A 19,820-nucleotide genomic window follows, 5' to 3' on the forward strand; every position below is an offset into this window, starting at 1 on the left:
AAGCGATGGAACGGCTGCCAACTCTCACCAGGAACGGCGCCCCGGCCGACGCCACACTAAAGCCAAGCCTCCGATGATCAAGACGAGGGCGATGAAATAGATGCTGATCGAGAACAGCAACGTCAAGGCGAAGAAGAGCGCGGCCACGATCGTCAGCACGAGCGAAGCCGTGTATGCCCCGCGAGGCTTGTACTTGTCGAATATATAATATTCGTACAACCCGACCGCCACCGCGAACAAGTACCCGGGCCACAAATACGCCATCGCCGACCAGCCGAATATGTTGCAGAATAGGAACATGAGCGAAATCGTAATGAGAATCCCGCCGGGAATCAAAACGCCGGAAGGCAACAGCTTGCCGAAAAACAGCATATGCAGCAAAACGCCGATTGCCATTATGAAAAACGGCCACAAGAGCCCCCAGAAAAATCCGAAAATCCCCAGTTTGCCAAGCAAGAGTACAACGCCGACCGCCACGATGACGAGGCCGATCGAGTACCGATTACGGGTCATGCAGCTCCCCTCCCCTAGTTGCCGCTTGTCCGATGAAGCGACTTTTGCTAGCTCTATTTTAGCGAATAGAGTCAGAAATTGCTAGTGGGGCGGCTTGCCGGCCCGATTAGGCGGTCTTGCCCGACGAGGAGAATTTCTTGATAAGTCCAGCCGCAATCACGACTACGGTAGCCACGATCGGAATCGCATGGTGCATCGTCGCACTGCCGTGGAGCAAATAATGCTCCATCTTCTCGTCGCTCACGAACATCTCGCCTGCGGTGTACCCCAGAATGCCTGCGCCCAAGTAGACGAAAATCGGATACTTGTGCAACAGCTTCATGACAAGCGTGCTGCCCCACACGATAATCGGGATGCTGAGCGCGATCCCCAGTATAATGACCGAGATGTTCCCTTGTGCCTTCGCGGCTATCGCAAGCACGTTGTCCAGGCTCATGACAAAGTCGGCGATAATGATCGTCCAAATTGCCTTGCCGAGCGACGCCGCTTCCTTCACATTGGCGTGCCCGTCATCTTCGACGAGAAGCTTGATCGCGATATACATCAGCAGGAAGGAACCGGCCGCCTGAATGTAAGGCACCTTCAGCAGCGCCACGGCCGCGATCGTCAGAACGAGCCTAAGCGCCACCGCGCCGAACGCGCCCCACCATATCGCCTGCTTCCGTTGATGCAGCGGCAAATTTTTGCTCGCGAGCGCGATGACGACGGCGTTATCCCCGCTAAGTACGATATTGATCAGCATAATTTGCAAAAATAGCAAAAACCACTCCATAAAATGCATTAACCTCCTGCGATCTATTGGTTGCCAGGGTGTCTATCGCCAGCCATCCGCAGCATGCAACGGTGTATTACGGATGACCCGGACAAAGGTTTCATGATTTTCGCAAAAATTCCCGCACTTTTTTAACTGAAATTCGTGAGCCCCGCCATGGTCACTTTTGGGGGTACTTAAAACAAGCTGTCTTCTTTCTCCGGCTGCTCCGGCACGATATACATCGTCTCGGTTTGCTCCACCGCCGTGCGGATCGCTTCCGGCAGCCATTCTTCCATGTATCGCTCCTGGCGCTCCACCGCGTGAATATTAGGGTTCGTGGACGGGGATTTGGGCACGAACAGCGTGCAGCAATCCTCGTAGGGCAGAATCGAGATCGGATACGTGCCGATTCGCTCCGCCATAGCGGTGATCTCCGCCTTGTCCAGCGTGATGAGCGGGCGGATAAGCGGCAGGGTAGCCGCGGCCCCGATCACGTGCATGCTCGGCAGCGTCTGGCTCGCCACTTGCCCGAGGCTCTCCCCCGTCACGATGGCAAGCGCCTCTTGCCGTGCGGCGAGCTGTTCCGTGATGCGGAACATCGCCCGCCGCATCATCGTGATGAGCAGGTTGTCCCGGCACTCCTGCTTCAGCCGCGTCTGGATGTCGGTGAACGGCACCATATGCAGCGTGATTTTGCCGGCGTATCCAGCCAGAGTCCGGGTCAGGTCGATCACCTTCAGCTTCGCCCGCTCGCTCGTGTATGGGAAGCTGTGGAAGTGGACCGCTTGCACCCGCAGCCCTTTGCGCATCGCCAGCCATCCGGCGACCGGGCTGTCGATGCCGCCCGACAGCATGAGCATCGCCTTGCCGTTGCTTCCTAACGGGAATCCGCCCGGACCCGGGACGACTTCGGAGAACACGAGCGCTTCCTGCTCGCGGATCTCGACGCGGATGTCCAGCTCCGGGTTGTGTACGTCGACCTGCAGGTCCTCGTGCTGCTCGAGCAGCGTTCCGCCGAGCAGCCGGTTCAACTCGTACGTATCGTACGGGAACTTCTTGTTCACCCGCCGGGCGCTGATCTTGAACGTGCGCGGCTTGACCTGGATCTCCGCGAATGCCTCGCGGACGGATGTCTGAATCTCTTCCAACCGGAGTCCGCAGCGGATCGCGGGGCTGTAGGAATGGAGGCCGAACACTTTGTCCAACTGCCGGGCGACGGCTGCGTATTCGCTGCCTCCCAAATCTAAGTAGACACGGCCGTATTCATGCCGGATGGTGACGCTTGGAAACGGCTGCAGCACCCGCTTCAGCTGCTGCTGCACTTGGGTCTCGAACCGGTGCCGGTTGCGGCCTTTAAGGGTAAGCTCCCCTAATCGAAGTAAAATGATGTCTTTGTTCACAATAGCTTGGCCATCTCCTCTACCATGCGTGTCAGGCTGGCAGCCAGCCGTTCGATATCGGCCGGCTGATGCTCCGCAGACAGGCTGATTCTTAGTCCGCTCGAGGCTTGGGCCATGTCCTTCCCCATCGCGAGCAGGACGCGGCTCGGCTCCGTCTCGCCGGACGAGCAGGCCGACTTGGTCGAGATGAACAACTGCTCCCGCTCGAGCGCATGTACGATGACCTCCGAGCGGAGTCCCGGCACGGAGATGTGCACGATGTGCGGCGCCATCCGCGACTCGTCGCGGGCGCCGTTCAGTTCGATGCCGCGCACGCCATCGAGCGCGGCGATGAGCTGCCGGCGAAGCCCGCGCATGTGCGCCGCCGCCGTCTCCCGGCGGTCCATGCTCATGCGCAGCGCCTTCGCCATGCCCACGATGGCCGGCACGTTCTCGGTCCCGGACCGCGTGCCGAATTCATGCCCTCCGCCGGCCAACAGCGGCTCGAGCTGCACGCCCTGGCGCCGGTACAGGAAGCCGGCGCCCTTCGGCCCGCGCAGCTTGTGCGCGGACACCGACAGCAGGTCGATGCCCCAATCGGCAGGGGACACCGCGAGCTTGGCGAAGCTCTGCACCGCATCGACATGGAATAACGTGCGAGGGCGGTTGCGCAGCAGCTCACCAATTTCGCGGATCGGCTGGACGGCACCGACCTCGTTGTTCACATGCATGACACTGACGAGAACGGTGTCCTCCCGCAGCGCGGCATTTATGTCCTCGACGCGAACAATCCCATTCGTATCCGGTCGAATATACGTAACCTCGAACCCTCTCGCCTCTAGCTGCTTGCACGCCTCGTACACAGAGGCATGCTCGAGCTCGGTCGTGATCATGTGCCTGCCCCTCGACTCATAGCGGTACGCGACGCCTTTCACAGCCAAATTATTGCTCTCCGTGCCCCCTGAGGTGAATAGAATCTCGTTCGGCCCGACGTCGAGCAGCTGAGCGATCAGCGTCCGCGCCTTGGACACGAGCCGCTCCGCCTCCACGCCGACCCGGTGTATCGAAGAAGGATTGCCGTAATACGCCGTCATTACTTCCGCCATCGCTTCCACCACTTCCGGATACGGCGGCGTCGTCGCGCAATGGTCGAAATAACTCATGATTTCCTTCCCCCTTGGTTCTTCTTAACTTGCTCCAAATACAAAGAAACGATCAACGGCCTGTCCTCTTCAATCGGACCAACCATGATCGTAACTCATCCCGTATCGTTCGCGCAACCTCACATCATGTTCCGCTGCCTCAGTCCGTTTGTCCGATACGGCTCACAGAGCTACGGCCGGCCATGACGGCGGCTACATATTTTTGCGTCTCCAGCGGCAGCTGCGTAATCTTCGCCATCAACTCGGAGTCGTTGCGGACCTTCAGCGCATCCACCCGTGCGGGCCCGGCATTGTAAGCGGCGAGCGCCATTGCCTCATTGCCGTTGTAACGGTCCATCAACCCGGCCAAATAGCGGGTGCCGCCGAAAATATTTTGCGCCGGATCGAACGAATCCGCGACTCCCATCTGCCTCGCGGTGCCGTCCATCAGCTGCATCAACCCTTTGGCCCCCGCCGCGGACACCACATTCGAGCGATAGCCGGATTCGGCTCCGATCACCGAATGGATGAGCTTGGCGTCTAGGCCATACTGCCGAGCGGCCTGCTCGACGATGGAATCGTAAGAAGTCGAGCCTGCGGCCGAATTCACCTGTTGCGGATACAGCGAAGACAGCTGCATTAAATTCCACGCTTTATAAGCGGAATTGGCCGGTGTGGCGGTCGCCGCTGTTGTGGCCCGCCCTGCGGCATTCTCCGCCGCTTGGCTCGATGCATAGGAAGGCGCGGCCGACCGGTCATCAGAGACGCCCATCATAATCGTATTCAGGATGTCGGCAAAATCCGCACCGTCATCGCTCTCCGAAGCGGCGGCCGACAACCCGTCCAAATTCGGCTTCAGCTGAGCTTGCAGCAGCTGGCGGATGTATCTCGGGTCAATACTGCTCATTTCACCATTTCCTCCCAAATCGCGGACAAGCATGTAATCATTGTACACCGATTTGTCAGTGAAGAACAGAAAAAAATGGTTTGGCCGATTTAAAAAGGACCGCGCCTGCGCCGGCACGGTCCCATCGTTCAAGAATAATAAGTGGGGATTAGTACGACATACGCCAATACGGAGATGCCTCCGATGACGACCGACCAGGCTCCCAAACCGCGCGTTCCCCGCATATACGCGATAACGCCGAGGACGATGGCGGTGATGCCCAGGAATACGGGCAAAACGAACAAGGAAATAATCGCCGAGACTAGTGCAACCCATCCAAGAGACCGGCTCGGCGCTTCCTCCTCCACTCTTGCCGCCGAACGTTCATAAGGACGGTCTTCCTCGGGATTGTGCAGTTCCCGCGTCCGGTTGAACACGGGCGGCGCTGCGGCCAGTTCAGCCCCGAACTCCTCTCCATGCTCTTCCCGGGAGCCCACGGGCGTACTCTGCATCGACTCGTTCACCAAATGGCCTTCCGCGTACCTGGATTTAGTATAATCTTCCATCCGCCCCGACTCCTCCCGTTACTTTTTCGGCTTGAACGTGTGGCAGCAAGTGCCGGACGAATTTCTGGCGTTGTCTTGATGTTCGGTGTCGAAGCTCTCCCCGGCGAATTCTTCGTTATAATGGGCGTTCGCATGGCTGTCGATGTCGATCATGATCGCATCGGCCCGGCATTGGTTCTGTTCTCCCCAGTACGTACAGTTGGATACGCTGCATTTGACGATCGGCTTCGTCATTGTCGATATCACCTCCACTTACAAGGTTCCCGGTATGGAAGCCGCCTATGTGAAGGAACGTTTGGAAAAGGAGCAACAGCCGACGACACTCTCGCAGATATGGACTATGCCTTGTCAGACCGGACCACAACGGATCCCGCAATCCGGTCATAAACGGTTTGTTTTTTGGGGCTCCATAGGGGGCTTAGCAAGTACAGGAAAACGAGTCCATAAACAGCTGCCAATAACCCATTAAGGACAGAATCCGCAATTCCGGACGGAAGCACCATATGCCATATGGTAAAATGGGCCAGCTCCCAGGGAGCGAATTTGACTGCGGAACGAAGCAGGGATGTTCCAAATCCCATAGGTTGACCATGCACCGTCTTGACCTGGATTCCCACTTTTCGTTTACCCCACGTCGCATGCGCTCGAGATCCTTCGCTAAGAGCAAAATACAGCAATACCGGCAGCGTAATGAAACAAAAACCGGTGAGCTCCGCCGTCCAAGGGCTGGACGAGAACAGCGGCATCAACCAAGGTCGGGCTGCATAAGATACGCCGATCAACAATAGAATGTAACCGAAAATGACGATATAATCCCACAAAAAAGCCTTGATCCGGGTACCCATCGATACGAGTTTTCCTGAATCATGCTCCGGCATTTACGACCCTCCGTAGTTCCCAATTGGGGTGCGTGCCCCTCCTAGCAAAAAGACCCGGCCGTCATCGACCAGGTCCTCTTCTCTCTATTCTGAACGCTATGCTTAAGCAGCCCTTACATCCGATCGCCTTGCATGCGGCGCTGCGTCATATAGTCCGTTTCATAATACGTCAAATCTTCCCGGAGCTCCTCGAAAATCTTCGACAGCTCGATCGTCAGATTGCGCACTTCGCGGCTAGGTTTCTTCCGGAACCGGATCGCATCTTGTCCCGTATACGCATAACGGCCGTCTTCCGAATAGCATTCGTTCTTCGGATAGTAGAAGCCGTTCACGCAGCTGTGATAGACGTCGTACAGCACTTTCTCCGCGTAATCTTCATTAAAGTGCGGGCGGCGCAAGTTCATCCCGAGCTTCTCGTACGACACTTCGCAGAAGACGAGCAGATGTCTCGTGTCCGACAAGTAGCCGCGGTAAAATTCCTCCATGGCCGGATCGTTCTCGGTGCTGAGCTGGGGCAAGCTGTAATGGTTAAGGAAAAGTTCCATCTTGGCGATGGCTTCTTTTAATTTCGTCCGTGATGTTTCGCATAAATTCTTGACTTGGTGCATGACCATTCCCGTCGACCCCTCCTTCAGTGTAACAAAATTGCCTCGGCTTGCATTGCTTTCATCGTACCATAATTTCACCCGAAAAGTAAGCTTATCCCCGCACAACTTTCGGGACCCCGAAGCCGAAAGGCGTACACTCACGGTTTTCTCTCAACAGCTTCCGGCTCATCCCGATGCATAAATCGACTGGCGGAACCCCACCTTAACAGTAAATCCAATTCCGCTTCAACGGGAGGTCGCTATGAGAAAAACGAATGCCGCGCTATCGGTGCTTGCAACCGGCGGGCTTGTCCTCTTCGCAGTCGGCTGCAGCAGCGGGCGTCCGCTGCCTGGGCCGAATACGCAGCAAAATCCGGGACCGGCCAAAGAAATGCAAATCAAACAGTCGATGTTGGCTCAGGATGTGCAGCTAACTGACGAATTATGCCGCTCGCAATGTGCGCTTGATTTTAAAACCGCACTTCATCAATTAAAATCCGATTCCCCGGCCAATGTCAAGTCCAAACTGACCGCCCTGCAGCAGGAGCACGAACACATCCACTATGTGGAATGGCTCGGCGGTGCCAAAGGTGCAGGTCCGGCGGTGACGGAAGGCTCCATACCAGGCAACGTCCAGCAGGAGGCGTCGCCTCATCTCCAGGAAGCGCGTCAGAAAGTGCAGCAAGGGCAGCCGTACCAGTCCCAGGCGATCGGCACCGGCCAAGAGCGATATTTTGTGCTGGGCGTTCCATCGGACGGCGGCGGTTCGGGGCTGGTCGGCCTGATCCATCAAGATGTGCTGCATAAAGTGGAAGTCGATTTGCGCAAAAACTTACGGCTCGTGCCGTATCCTAGCGACAAACGGTACAAAATCGAATCGGTCGACTCCAATACGCTGCGCGACAAGACAGTGACCCATCCCGAGCAGAATGAAGGGACGAGCCATTACCACGTGAACGAAGTGGTCGTGAAGTTTCAGCAGGATCCGACCCCGGCCGAGCTGGAGCGGATGAAGGCCGATATCGGTGCCGAATCGGCCCGGAAGGTCGGCAATACGTACATTTTCCGCTCCACCCGCTTAGAAGCCAAACAACTGATGGGGTATTTCCAGCAAAAGAACGTCGTTTTCGCCGAGCCTCACTTTCTGTACATGACGAATGAGACGCGTGAACCGGTCGGACCGACCGGACCGACTGGACCGACTGGACCGACTGCACCGACTGCACCGACCGGACCGACAACAGCTGCGGAGCCCAACGATGTGTTGTATAAAAAATACCAGTGGAACTTGCCCGCAATCAATACGCTGCCCGGTTGGAACATCAATAAAGGCAACCAGGACGTCATCGTGGCCGTCGTGGACACCGGTGTAGATCTGACGCATACGGATCTGAGGGAGCATCTGATCGGCGGCTACAACGTGGTGAAAGAAGGCACCGATCCTCAGGACGATGTAGGCCACGGCACCCACGTCGCCGGTGTCATCTCCGCCCTCGTGAACAATGGAGAAGGCGTCGCCGGGATGACATGGTACAACAAGATTATGCCCGTCAAGGTGCTGGACGAGACCGGCGCCGGCAACACGTACTCCGTCGCGCAAGGCATCATCTGGGCGACCGACCATGGCGCGAAGGTGATCAATATGAGCCTCGGCAACTACGCCGACGCCCAGTTCCTTCACGACGCGATCAAATATGCGTACGACCGGGACGTAGTGCTGATTGCCGCGAGCGGCAACGACAATACGGCGCAGCCCGGCTATCCGGCCGCCTATCCGGAAGTGTTCGCCGTAGCCGCTACCGACAGCAACAAGCAGAAGGCTTCGTTCTCGAACTACGGCGACTATATCGACGCGGCCGCGCCTGGGGTGAATATCGCGAGCACGTATCCGAAAAACCAGTACGCGGCGCTGTCCGGCACTTCAATGGCTAGCCCGCATGTCACGGCGCTGGCCGCCTTGATCCGCTCCGTCAATCCGCTGCTCAAGAACACCGAAGTGATGGAGATTTTACGCAAATCGGCAAGCGATCTGGGGACGCCGGGCAAGGACAACTACTTTGGCTACGGGCAGATCGACGTGGCCAAAGCGCTGGAGATGGCGAACCAGAACCGCGGGTCGCTGTCGATGGTGACCGATTGGGTTGACCGGGAGCTGCTCGAGATCGCCAAAAAATATCAACGGATGGGCTAGACCGCCCATCCTGGCAATAGAAGGAAAAAAGCCCGCTGGAGTTCGCTCCGGCGGGCTTCGTGATGTCCGTATGTAAGGAAAAGCTGAAATGCTGTGGTAGTTCGGAAAGCTTGCCGTAAGCCGGGTTCTGTGCTTCCGGTGGTGCGAGCGGGGACCACAAGCCCCTCCCACCATCGAAGCGACAATCATCTATCTAGGCTTGCCATTGCTGACAAGCTCAAGCGACCAACCCGAACGCGCCTCGGGCAAAGGCTGCAGGCCGAACCTGCGGGCGTTCCCTTAGGTCTTGCTCCAGATGGGGTTTACCAGGGCATATGTCACCATATCCCCTCGTGGTCTCTTACACCACGGTTCCATCCTTGCCTGTTACTTATCCGATTTCTCGGGATAAGTTCATCGGCGGTCCATTTCTGTGGCACTATCCTTCAGCTCGCGCTGACTGGACGTTATCCAGCATCCTGCCCTGTGGAGCCCGGACTTTCCTCCCGTGCATAGCACCGGCGATTGTCTGTCAAGCTTTCCGAAATTCTATATTGAAGTATACCTGACGTTGTTGGAGGATGCAACCTGAGACTGTTTCCACCTTTGCCAGCCGTCGACGGCGGTTACTGCAACCGGAACGGCTCCGTATGTGCCTGCGACGGAGTGACCTGCGTCGTGTAGCGGTCCGCATTCAACGCACTCTGGAGTCGTTCCGCTACGCTCTTCTTCATAATCTTCTCCGCATTGTGACCCGGATCGATGACCGCGATCCCGGCGGCCAGCGCGTCATGCGCCGTGTGGTAATCGATGTCGCCCGAGACGAGAACGTCCGCGCCCGCGAACTGGGCATGCCGGACGTATCGGCTGCCGGAACCGCCCAACACCGCCGCCTTGCGAACCACGCGGTTGGGATCGCCGACGACGCGAACGAACGGCACATCGAACGCCGTCTTCACCCGCTCGGCGAACTGAGTCAACGTCTCCGGCTCGGCGACTTTGCCCACACGGCCCAGGCCGTACGCCTTGCCCTTCAAGTCGAGCGGATACAGATCGTAGGCGACCTCCTCATACGGATGCGCCTTCAGCATCGCCTGCACGGCCTTGCGCTCGATCGAATCGGGCACAATTGTCTCGATGCGCACCTCTTCGGCGCGCTCCAGCCGGCCGGGCTGGCCGACGAACGGTTGCGTCCGATCACCGGGCAAGAACGTGCCGGTTCCCTCCACGCGGAAGCTGCAATGGCTGTACTCGCCGATATGGCCCGCTCCGGCATCGAAAAGCGCCTTCGCCACTTGCTCCTCGTGAGTTTTCGGCACGAATACGACGAGCTTCTTCAGCTTCTCCGTATGAACGACTTCCAGGAACGTAGTCCCCGTCAGCCCAAGCGCCTCCGCCATCAAATCGTTCATGCCGTGAGCGGCCACGTCATAGTTCGTGTGCGCGATGTACACCGCGATATCGTGCTTGATCAGCTTCTCGTACAGCCGGCCGGCCGGAGTGTCCGTCTGCAGGTGCGTGAGCGGCCGAAAAATGATCGCGTGGTGCGCGATAATAAGATCGGTTCCGGCGGCGATCGCCTCCTCGACCACTTCATCGGTCACGTCGAGCGCGATGAGTACATGCCGAATGTCCTTCTGGAGCGTGCCGAGCTGGAGGCCGATCCGATCGTCCGGCATGGCGAGATGTTTCGGCACCATGCGTTCGAACTGCTGAATTACGGTTTGTCCTTTTGCAAGCATGCGAGCACCTCCTCCATCTTCGCGATTTCCAGCAGAAGCGCATCCCGCCGAACCTGAGCCGATTCCGAATCCGAACGCCCCATATCCTGAGCGATACCGGCCATTTTACGCAGCTCGGAGCGCCATTTCGCATAGAACGCTTCATTCGGTGAATCGATCAAATAAGGACCGAGACGGTACAACAAGCTCTCCTCCACCTGAATGCCGCACGCCAGCATTCGCGGGGCATACAGATTCGCGGTGCCGGCCGTGTCACCATTTTCCGCATCTCGCTGTGCCGTGAGCACTTCGTAGTATTTGCCGTCTTCCTCCAGCAGCTGTTCCGCCGCGAGCCGCCAACCGTTGGCCGTCAGCCAATGCCGCACTTGATCTTCGCCGATATTCGGCTGCAGCACGAGCGTCTGAACGGCCTCCAGCTTCGACCGGCCTTGCTCGAGGATATGCACGATGAGCGCACCGCCCATGCCGGCGATCGTGATCACGTCCACCTCTCCGGCCTGGACGGCTTGCAACCCGTCGCCTCGGCGCACCGCGATGCAATGCGACAGCCCGGCCTCCGCCACCTGCTTTTTGGCCGCCTCATACGGGCCGGGGTTAATCTCGCCCGCGACCGCATAAGGAATCATGCCCTGCTGAACCAGATACACCGGCAGCAGGGCATGGTCGGATCCGATATCCGCCAGACGGCTGCCCGCCGGCACTTGAGATGCGATCGTTTCCAACCGCTTCGATAATTTCACCATTAAGCTACCCACTCGATCCATTTTTTTCGTGTTGCGAACAAACCCGCTCCCGCCGCCAACAGCTTGACCGTCAGAGACGCTTGGAACATGGGGTCCATCCGACCTTCGATGTAAAATCCATAGATCTCCGGCAAAAGCCATATCGTGAAGGCAACGAGCAACAGGATCGACCCCGGAGACATCTTCCTTCGCAGCAGAAGCCAGCCGAACCACCCGAACAGGAAGCATAACGGCAGCCAGCTCAGCTGTGCCCCAACCCAGCTATGGCTCGCCTCCTGATCCTGCAGCAGCCACGCGTATACGAGCAACAGTCCGATCCAGCCGCAATACTGAAACAGTCCCATACGCGCCAGGATGCCGATCGCGATCCATATGACACAGCAGAAGGCGACGTACGCCACGAACAGTCCGGGATCGTCCTTCCCTGCCAGCCTCAGCATCAGAACGCCAGCCGCGAGCAGCGCCGCCGATCCCACCCCAACAAGGCTGTATGCCAGCACCGGCGATTTCCGGCTCGCGGCGATGCCCAGCACATAGCTCCCGATGACCGCCGCGCCCAGCAGCCCAATTTGCAAAGGACTGGGAAAAGAGTTAAAATGAAGGGCGAGAAAGAAAATTACGGCAGCGGCCCCAAAGATTAGGAGCCAGACGTGCCAGCGGCTACTCTGGATCGCCTGTACGGACACGCCAGCCACTTTGCGCTCCCGCTCTACCGTATCATCCATGTACAGGTTGAGCAAGAAGTCGCAATATTGCTCGGGAAGCAGCTTGCTTCTCCGCCATTGCTCGATTTCCCGGACGATCAGCGTCCGTTTCTCTGAATCCATCTCCAGCCTCCGTGAAAAAAGACCTGACTGCAAGCAGAAAGGTCTTTGGTGTCGCGAATGGGTTATTCCAGAAAATCTTTCAACCGTTTGCTGCGGCTAGGATGTCTCAGCTTGCGAAGCGCCTTCGCTTCGATTTGACGAATCCGTTCGCGTGTGACGCCGAACACCTTGCCCACCTCTTCAAGAGTGCGCGTCCGTCCGTCGTCCAGGCCGAAGCGCAAGCGCAGCACGTTCTCTTCGCGCTCCGTCAGCGTATCCAGCACGTCCTCGAGCTGTTCCTTGAGCAATTCGTAAGCAGCGGCATCGGCGGGAGCGAGCGCCTCCTGGTCCTCAATGAAATCCCCCAGATGCGAATCGTCCTCTTCCCCGATCGGCGTCTCGAGCGAGACCGGCTCTTGGGCGATCTTCATGATCTCCCGTACCTTCTCCGTACTCAGATCCATTTCCTTCGCGATTTCTTCCGGCGTAGGCTCGCGCCCTAATTCCTGTAACAGCTGCCTGGACACCCTTATCAGCTTGTTGATCGTCTCCACCATATGAACCGGAATCCGGATCGTACGCGCCTGGTCGGCGATCGCCCGGGTGATGGCCTGACGGATCCACCATGTCGCATACGTACTGAATTTGAAGCCCTTCGTGAAGTCGAACTTCTCTACGGCCTTGATGAGGCCCATGTTCCCTTCCTGGATCAAGTCCAGGAACAACATACCGCGCCCTACATACCGCTTCGCAATGCTGACCACGAGCCGCAGGTTCGCCTCCGCGAGACGACGCTTCGCTTCCTCGTCGCCCTGCTCGATCCGCTTCGCCAAGTCGATCTCGTCGTCGGCCGACAAGAGCGGCACCCGCCCGATTTCCTTCAAGTACATCCGAACCGGATCGTTGATCTTGATCCCCGGAGGCAGCGACAAGTCATCGTCGAGATGGAACTCGTCATGCTCGTCGTCCTGATTTGGCCGCATATGATCGTCTTCCGTCTCATTGCCCACATCGATGCCGAGCTCGGACAGCTGTTCGAAAAATTCGTCCATCTGCTCCGGATCCTGATCGAACGGAGCGAGCTTCTCCATAATATCTTTATAAGTCAAGGAGGAGCGTTTTTTGCCTTGCTCTATTAGCTGTTCCTTGACCTGTTCGAGCGTCAGTTCGGTTTCTTGCTCAGTATGTTGATCGTTCGCCATTCCAAGCTCCCTCCTCTCTAAAGAATCAACTATCGCGTACCTCGAGCGCCGGGTTACACGCCTTTCAGCTGATTTTTTAGAGTTATAATCTCAATTGCAATTTGCGCGGCTCGGAGCGGGTCCCCGTCGCGCTCCACCCGAATTCGTTCCTGCTCCATTTGCTCCAACGCCTTCAGCTGCGGCACCGCCTTCACGACTCGAATGCAGTCGTCGATCACTTGAGCATTGATGCCCTTGACCAGATCGGGCATCAGCATCGAGCTCGCAACCCGCTCCAGCGCTTCGTCCTGCAGGGAGGCGATGAAGCGGCTCGCGTCAGGTTCGAATCCTTGCGCATAATAGGCATATAAATAAGCAGCTAACGCTGCGTGAGCTTCGATATTGAACGCTTCTCCCAGATGCTGCTGTACGTAACCGGCGACATCCTTGTCATGCATCATCGCCGTCAGCAGATCGGTCTCCGCTTTGTCGCCCTTAGAGCTTGGTTTCGGCAGTGGGACGCCTTCTCTCCCGTCATGCCTAACATTATTCCACGAATTTTCGTTATTATCCCCAGATTGCCGCTTTTTTTGCAATTCCTGGCGGATCAGATTCGTCTCTTGCTTGATGGAATCCAGGCTCATTTGATGCTCATTCGACAGCTCTTTCAAGTAATATTCCCGCTCGGTCGGCGACGGCAGATCGGCGATCACTTCTCGAATGGCCGTCTTAACGTAGCGAAGCTTCGCATCCGCGTCCAGGAAATTGAAGTTCCGCCTCAAGTAGTGCAGCCTGTACTTGACGACCGGCAGCGCCTCGTTCAAGACGTCGCGCCGGAACCCCTCCTCGCCGTTCAGGGCGATGTACTCGTCCGGGTCGAGCTTATCCGGGACGATGGCGACCTTGACCGTCAGCCCAGCCCGCTCCAGGATTGGCAAGCTCTTGTAGGAGGCCGACTGCCCGGCGTTGTCGCCGTCGAAGCAGACGATTACGTCCTCCGTGGCGAGCCGAATGAGTCTCGCATGCTCGTCCGTCAGTGCCGTGCCCATCGTGCCGACGCCGTTGTGGACGCCCGCCATCCAGGCTTTGATCACGTCCGCGTAGCCTTCGAATACGACAATCGAGCCTTCCTTCTTCACGGCGGCGCGGGCTTGATGAAAATTGTAAAGAATGCGGCTCTTCCGAAACAGCATGGTCTCGGGACTGTTCAAATACTTGGGCTGTTCGTTGCCTAGCGTTCTGCCTGCAAAAGCGATCACTTTCCCCTTGGCGTCGCGGATCGGAAACATGATCCGGTCCCGAAACTTGTCCACGTATCCGTCGCCGGACGACTTGGCCGAGATCAGTCCGCCCGCCTCCATCAGAGGCATATCGAATTCATTCTTTTGCAATTGAACGACCAGCGTATCCCATCGCGCGGGAGCGTACCCGATTTGAAACGTCTCGATCAGCGCCTCGTTGAAGCCCCGATTTTTCAAATACTCGCTTGCCGCCTTGCCTTGCTCCGTATGCTTCAGAATATAATGATATAACATGGCGGCCCGTTCATGCGCCTTGAGCAGCTGCTCGCGTTCGAGCTGCTTCGCCGTCTGCTCGGGCGACGCCTCCTGCCAGCCTCCGAATTGGACTCCCGCTTCTTCCGCGAGATGGCGGACCGCCTCCGAGAACGAATAGCCTTCGATATCCCGTAGGAAGGTAATGGCGTTCCCGCCGGTCCCGCACCCGAAGCATTTGAAGATTTGTTTCTCGGGATGGACGGTGAAGGAGGGCGATTTCTCGGAGTGAAACGGGCACAATCCTTTCAGATTGCGGCCTTGCTTGGACAGATGCACGTATTTGCCTATCACGTCTACGATGTCGTGGTGTTTTAGGACCGCCTCAATGACTTCTTCCGGGATTTGTCCGGTACTCATCCTAGTTCACCTTCTTGTGGAGTGCAATATACGTATTCGCTACATGGAGGTATTCTCCTGCAAACCCCTTAAAACTTTTGTCAAACATTGTAGAAACCGCTGCCGATCCTCGTCGGTCAAGGGTTTCGGCCCTTTGGAATGCTTCCCGCCTCTCCGTCGCTTGGCACTCTCGTGCCGGCTTTCCAGCAAAAAGTCGATCGTGCGGTCCGAGTACAACTGGCCCCGGTTGGACAAGACGCGGGCCCGTTTGGCCAGTCCGATCGTAGCGAGCCCGAAATCCTGCGTGACGAGGATATCGTTCGGCTGCAGCAGATTGGCAATGTACATGTCCACCGATTGATCCGACCGGTCCACCTGCACGATCGTAACGCCTTCGGCCGGCTCCAGCCGATGATCGTATGAGGCGACCATCGTGACGTGCGCCCCGTGCCGCTTCGCGGCTTCCACAATTTCCGATTTCACCGGACAGGCGTCGGCATCGACTAGAATGCGGGGAACGCTGGCTGGCATCGTGATCACCCGCCTTCATGCCGTGATAACCCACTTTTCGCAGCTCTTTGACTAACGAAAATGTGAAATTTATTACAACCGTATAATATATACGCTTCGAACGTCGAAAATCCTGCTTACTAAAAGAAAGTTATTAACGAGTGCGGAACATGCCGAGAATAACGCTCGCCGTCTCTTCCACCGCTTTGTTCGAAACGTCGATCACAACGCAGCCGAGCTTGTCCATGATCGTCTTGGCGTACTCCAGCTCATTCTTGATTCTCTCCATCTGCGCATACATAGCCGTATCGGACAGGCCGAGGCTCTTGAGCCGCTCCTTGCGGATCATGTTCAGCTTGTCCGGATCGATGATGAGGCCTACGATCTTCTTCTTGTTCACGGTGAACAGCTGCTCGGGCGGCTGCAGCTCCGGCACGATCGGGACGTTCGCGACCTTGAGCGTGCGGTGGGCCAAGTACATGGATAACGGCGTCTTTGATGTGCGCGATACGCCTACCAGGACGATATCCGCCTTCAGGATGCCCGAGGAATCTCGGCCGTCGTCATACTTTACCGCGAACTCCACCGCCTCGACCTTTTTGAAGTAGTCTTCGTCCAGCTGGTGGATGAGGCCGGGCTGGTGCAGCGCCTCCTTGTTCAGGACGCTCTCCAGGCGGCTGATGATCGGCCCGAGCAAATCAATCGTCGGTACGCCCAGCTGTCCTGCGCGCGTCGTCAAGTAATCCCGCAGCTCGGGAATGACGAGCGTGAACAAAATTACGGCGCCGGCGAGACTCGCCTCCTCCACCACCCGATCCACCGTCGCCCGATCCATCACGAACGGTGCCCGCCGGATCTCCACGGTTAGCGGGTGGAATTGAATCGCGGCTGCGCGGAGTACGGATTCCCCGGTGTCGCCAGCAGAGTCCGATACGACATACACGATCGGCCTTGGTACGTTCATGCCCTCATCTCCCCAATTCCCTTATCCCCATACTTACAGCACATGGCTCAATAGAAAAACTCCCGCTTCTTCGAAAGAGAGGAAACGGGAGACATTATTCTGCTTGTGTCATAATACCAAACGGGGTATCCGTTGTCAAATCCTCTAAATGCCGTACTTGTCCATTTGATCGAGGAACTGACGCGATTTCCACCTTACTTCCACGAACGTATCGTACAGCTGTCGGATCACCCGCTTGAGCAATGCCCGGGTGGAAGGCGACACTTCGATTTTGCCTAGGCGGCCGATATCCATATGTAAGAACAGACGCAACAGCTTGAGCACACTCTCCGATACCGGAATCGCGGACGCATCCTGATGGCGGCATCTCGGGCACAATAGCCCGCCCATGGAGGGGCTGACCGCCATCTCGCCTTCTTGTGAGCCGCACGAGACGCACTGCGACAACTCCGGCGTATAACCGGCGAGACTGAGCAAACGCATCTCATAGATATGTGTTACGATCTGCTCATCTTTGTCGGCTTCGACCGCGTCCAAGGCCGCCAGCAGCTGGTCGAACACCCACGCGGGCCGATCCTGCTCGCCCAAGAGCCGTTCCGTCAGCTCCGCCAAATAGGCGGCGTAAGCGGTTTTGTGAATGTCCTCGCGAAGCGATTGATACGCTTTCAGAATTTCCCCTTGGCTTAGCGTTCCCATGGAACCCGTTTTGAAAAAAACGAATTCGCCATACGTAAACAACAGCGCGAGGGCGGAGTGCCGGCTTTTCACCTTTTTGGCACCTCTCACCATCACGCTCATTTTCCCGTAATCCCTTGTCAGGATCGTAATGATCTTGTTGCCTTCCCCATAGTCGAAGCTGCGAATGACGATGCCTTCCACCCGGTACAGCATACGCGCTCCCTCTTCCCCTGCCAGATGTTGCCGCGCCCGGACATGTCCGGGCTCCGAATCCGGATTTACCCGTCCACCTCGTCCGGCAGCGGCTCTTCCTCTTCCCCTTGCTCTTCATCTCGATCGCGATGCATTTCCTTGTATAGCAGATATGACTCCACATCACCAGTTAATGTAAAATACTTCCACGAAAAATCGCGCATTCGTACTTAACCTCCCAATGATTCCCGTCTACTGCTCCTTAGGTATCATTTGCGAGGAGTGTTGCTACTATCCGTTGCAATAATTGCCACGGCGGGCTCAGGGGCGAGCGCGGTTCAGTCGAGGCGGAAGCCTAAGTCTTTGAGCACATGTTCCTGGTTGCGCCAGTCTTTCTTCACTTTCACCCACAGCTGAAGAAAAATTTTGGAGCCGAGCAGCGCCTCGATGTCCTGGCGGGCCTGCTTGCCGATTTCCTTGAGGAGCGAGCCTTGCTTGCCGATAATAATGCCCTTCTGCGAATCACGCTCCACGTAGATGACGGCCGATATGTCGACGAGCCCGTTGTCCTTCACCTTCATGTCCTCAATCTGCACGGCGATCGAATGCGGGATTTCCTCCCGCGTCATGTGCAGGATTTTCTCGCGGATCAACTCGGCGCAGACGAACTGCTCCGGGTAGTCCGTCACTTGGTCTTCCGGGTAATACTGCGGCCCTTCCGGCAAATACCGCCCGACCAGCTCGAGCAGCGTCGTCACGTTGTTCCCGTTCCGGGCTGACACGGGCACGATCTCGGCGAACGCGTAGAGGTCTTTGTACGACTGGATCACCGGCAGCAGCTGCTCCGGCTGGACCTGGTCGATCTTGTTCAGGACGAGGAATACCGGCGTCTTGACGTTCTTGAGCTGCTCGATGATGAACCGGTCGCCCCCGCCCAACCCGTCCGCCACATCCACGACGAACAGCACGGCGTCCACTTCCTGGAACGTGCTCTCGGCTACCTTCATCATAAACGTGCCCAGCTTCGACTGCGGCTTATGGATGCCGGGCGTGTCGAGGAAGACGATCTGCGACGTCTCGGTCGTGTAGACGCCTTGGATTTTGTTGCGCGTCGTCTGGGGCTTGTCCGACATGATGGCGATTTTTTGCCCGACGATTTGGTTGAGCAAGGTCGATTTGCCGACGTTCGGCCGGCCGATGATGGCGGCGAAGCCCGATTTGAAGCCTTTTTTCATGGTGGTCTCCTGGTAAAGTGAATGGATTTGAGAGTTGGTACCGCCGTTCCAAGAGAAAAAGCGCCCCTTCAGCTCAAACATCTTGTTTGAAGCCCCTTGGATTGTAAAAGTACATGTGGTGGGGGCTTCAAGCCAAAACTCGCCGGGGCCCTCTTTTCTCTTTCCACTCCCGGGGACATGAATCCATTCACTTTGTTGTTTTATTTAGTAATAAAAGCAAAAAAGTCATCTATTCGGACTTTTTGATGGATTCGAGAGCGAATAAGGGACTATTTTGCCGCTATTGTCTGTATGTAGGCGTATTGTGAGGGGTTCGGCGGCATTAGCGGCAAAATAGTCCTTTATTTCGGCTCCCCTGTATAGTTTGAGCCAAATAGCGGCAAAAATGTACGTTAATCTCGGTACCGAGAGTATGACTCTGCGTATGCTGCACTTTGGCCTCTCGGACCGTAACGTATCCTGCTCAAAAGTAACTTTTCGTCTCTACAGTTACTCGGAGCGTCACTTTCTGCGCTACACTCCAGCTACTTGGGCGTGACATTCCTGTTCCTAACCAAGATCCTTCGAGGTGAAAGCGCCCGGCAGCAGCGCGGAGACGGTCGTGATCGTGTACTCGCCGTGCAGATTCGCCATGACGACCGGCATGTCCGGCGCGCACAGCTCCATCATCACCTGCCGGCACACGCCGCACGGGGCGATCGGCCCATCCGTGTCGCCGACGACGGCGATCGCCCGGAAGCTCTGCGCCGCATGCCCGTCCGCGATGGCGCGGAACAGCGCCGTCCGTTCGGCGCAGTTGGTCGGGCTGTAGGCGGCGTTCTCCACGTTGCAGCCGAGATGCACGCCGCCCTCCGCATCGAGCAGCGCGCTGCCGACACGGAACCGGGAATAAGGAACGTAGGCGCGCTTCGACGCCTCGATCGCTTGCCGGATGAGCGCTTGCGGATCGAACGGGACTTGCAAAGGGGACTCGACGGAGTCGGACATCACGCTCACACTCGC

Annotated in this window: 21 protein-coding genes and 1 other RNA gene; 1 reads left to right on the forward strand and 21 read right to left on the reverse strand. The window is 57.2% G+C overall.

Translation table 11 applies throughout. From position 1 onward, the window contains the following. Positions 1–24 precede the first annotated feature (24 nt). From ACI5FR_RS11495 to ACI5FR_RS11535, 9 genes are all read right to left on the reverse strand, one after another. Complete coding sequence (locus tag ACI5FR_RS11495) at positions 25–513, reverse strand: hypothetical protein (RefSeq protein ID WP_405454516.1); 489 nt, start codon at positions 511–513, stop codon at positions 25–27. A gap of 106 nt (positions 514–619) precedes the next feature. Beyond that, the gene (locus ACI5FR_RS11500) at positions 620–1,285 is read right to left on the reverse strand and encodes a TerC family protein (protein ID WP_405454518.1); all 666 of its coding nucleotides are present in this window, start codon (positions 1,283–1,285) and stop codon (positions 620–622) included. A gap of 176 nt (positions 1,286–1,461) precedes the next feature. Next, the gene (thiI, locus tag ACI5FR_RS11505) at positions 1,462–2,667 is read right to left on the reverse strand and encodes a tRNA uracil 4-sulfurtransferase ThiI (protein ID WP_405454520.1); all 1,206 of its coding nucleotides are present in this window, start codon (positions 2,665–2,667) and stop codon (positions 1,462–1,464) included. Further along, a complete protein-coding gene (locus tag ACI5FR_RS11510; RefSeq protein WP_405454522.1) occupies positions 2,664–3,809 on the reverse strand; it encodes a cysteine desulfurase family protein in 1,146 nt (381 codons plus the stop codon). The genes thiI and ACI5FR_RS11510 overlap by 4 nt, the downstream gene beginning before the upstream one ends. A 139-nt stretch (positions 3,810–3,948) precedes the next feature. Then, a complete protein-coding gene (locus ACI5FR_RS11515) occupies positions 3,949–4,695 on the reverse strand; it encodes a lytic transglycosylase domain-containing protein (protein ID WP_405454524.1) in 747 nt (248 codons plus the stop codon). A 128-nt stretch (positions 4,696–4,823) separates the two neighbouring features. Then, a complete protein-coding gene (locus ACI5FR_RS11520; protein ID WP_405454526.1) occupies positions 4,824–5,240 on the reverse strand; it encodes a hypothetical protein in 417 nt (138 codons plus the stop codon). An 18-nt stretch (positions 5,241–5,258) separates the two neighbouring features. After that, complete coding sequence (locus tag ACI5FR_RS11525) at positions 5,259–5,474, reverse strand: DUF1540 domain-containing protein (protein ID WP_405454527.1); 216 nt, start codon at positions 5,472–5,474, stop codon at positions 5,259–5,261. A 104-nt stretch (positions 5,475–5,578) separates the two neighbouring features. Beyond that, on the reverse strand, positions 5,579–6,118 hold the full coding sequence (locus ACI5FR_RS11530; RefSeq protein WP_405454529.1) for an RDD family protein: 540 nt from the start codon (positions 6,116–6,118) through the stop codon (positions 5,579–5,581). 113 nt (positions 6,119–6,231) lie between these two features. Beyond that, positions 6,232–6,732: a YpuI family protein gene (locus ACI5FR_RS11535; protein ID WP_405454531.1), complete on the reverse strand. Its 501-nt coding sequence runs from the start codon at positions 6,730–6,732 to the stop codon at positions 6,232–6,234. A 235-nt stretch (positions 6,733–6,967) separates the two neighbouring features. Here ACI5FR_RS11535 and ACI5FR_RS11540 point away from each other — a divergent pair, with 235 nt between their 5' ends. Further along, positions 6,968–8,896 (forward strand): S8 family peptidase, encoded by a 1,929-nt coding sequence (locus ACI5FR_RS11540; RefSeq protein ID WP_405454533.1) that lies wholly within the window; start codon positions 6,968–6,970, stop codon positions 8,894–8,896. Between the two features lie 101 nt (positions 8,897–8,997). On the opposite strand, the gene rnpB is transcribed toward ACI5FR_RS11540, so the two are convergent. The 12 genes from rnpB to cdd form a co-directional block, all read right to left on the reverse strand. Beyond that, positions 8,998–9,416: RNase P RNA component class A (gene rnpB, locus ACI5FR_RS11545), an RNA gene on the reverse strand. An 85-nt stretch (positions 9,417–9,501) separates the two neighbouring features. After that, positions 9,502–10,617 (reverse strand): Nif3-like dinuclear metal center hexameric protein, encoded by a 1,116-nt coding sequence (locus ACI5FR_RS11550; protein ID WP_405454534.1) that lies wholly within the window; start codon positions 10,615–10,617, stop codon positions 9,502–9,504. After that, the gene (locus tag ACI5FR_RS11555; protein WP_405454730.1) at positions 10,593–11,357 is read right to left on the reverse strand and encodes a tRNA (adenine(22)-N(1))-methyltransferase; all 765 of its coding nucleotides are present in this window, start codon (positions 11,355–11,357) and stop codon (positions 10,593–10,595) included. Before ACI5FR_RS11555 ends, ACI5FR_RS11550 begins: the two co-directional genes overlap by 25 nt. Positions 11,358–11,359: 2 nt before the next feature. After that, positions 11,360–12,187, reverse strand: coding sequence for a hypothetical protein (locus ACI5FR_RS11560; protein WP_405454536.1), 828 nt, complete (start codon positions 12,185–12,187; stop codon positions 11,360–11,362). A gap of 62 nt (positions 12,188–12,249) precedes the next feature. Further along, entirely contained in the window at positions 12,250–13,368 is a 1,119-nt protein-coding gene (rpoD, locus tag ACI5FR_RS11565) for an RNA polymerase sigma factor RpoD (protein WP_405454538.1), read from the reverse strand. A gap of 53 nt (positions 13,369–13,421) precedes the next feature. Continuing rightward, the gene (gene dnaG / locus ACI5FR_RS11570; protein ID WP_405454540.1) at positions 13,422–15,260 is read right to left on the reverse strand and encodes a DNA primase; all 1,839 of its coding nucleotides are present in this window, start codon (positions 15,258–15,260) and stop codon (positions 13,422–13,424) included. Positions 15,261–15,299: 39 nt separating this feature from the next. Continuing rightward, the gene (locus ACI5FR_RS11575; protein ID WP_405454541.1) at positions 15,300–15,770 is read right to left on the reverse strand and encodes a YaiI/YqxD family protein; all 471 of its coding nucleotides are present in this window, start codon (positions 15,768–15,770) and stop codon (positions 15,300–15,302) included. A 133-nt stretch (positions 15,771–15,903) separates the two neighbouring features. Then, entirely contained in the window at positions 15,904–16,713 is an 810-nt protein-coding gene (locus ACI5FR_RS11580; RefSeq protein ID WP_405454543.1) for a pyruvate, water dikinase regulatory protein, read from the reverse strand. 144 nt (positions 16,714–16,857) lie between these two features. Continuing rightward, complete coding sequence (gene recO / locus ACI5FR_RS11585; RefSeq protein ID WP_405454545.1) at positions 16,858–17,604, reverse strand: DNA repair protein RecO; 747 nt, start codon at positions 17,602–17,604, stop codon at positions 16,858–16,860. Between the two features lie 65 nt (positions 17,605–17,669). After that, positions 17,670–17,807: a YqzL family protein gene (locus ACI5FR_RS11590; protein ID WP_405454547.1), complete on the reverse strand. Its 138-nt coding sequence runs from the start codon at positions 17,805–17,807 to the stop codon at positions 17,670–17,672. 114 nt (positions 17,808–17,921) lie between these two features. Next, positions 17,922–18,818, reverse strand: coding sequence for a GTPase Era (gene era / locus ACI5FR_RS11595; protein ID WP_405454549.1), 897 nt, complete (start codon positions 18,816–18,818; stop codon positions 17,922–17,924). 549 nt (positions 18,819–19,367) lie between these two features. Continuing rightward, positions 19,368–19,805, reverse strand: a complete 438-nt coding sequence (cdd, locus tag ACI5FR_RS11600; protein WP_405454551.1) for a cytidine deaminase — start codon at positions 19,803–19,805, stop codon at positions 19,368–19,370. Positions 19,806–19,820 lie beyond the last annotated feature (15 nt).

This window comes from Paenibacillus sp. HJGM_3, from assembly GCF_045062745.1.
In the GTDB taxonomy this organism is placed as follows: Bacteria; Bacillota; Bacilli; order Paenibacillales; family NBRC-103111; genus Paenibacillus_AA.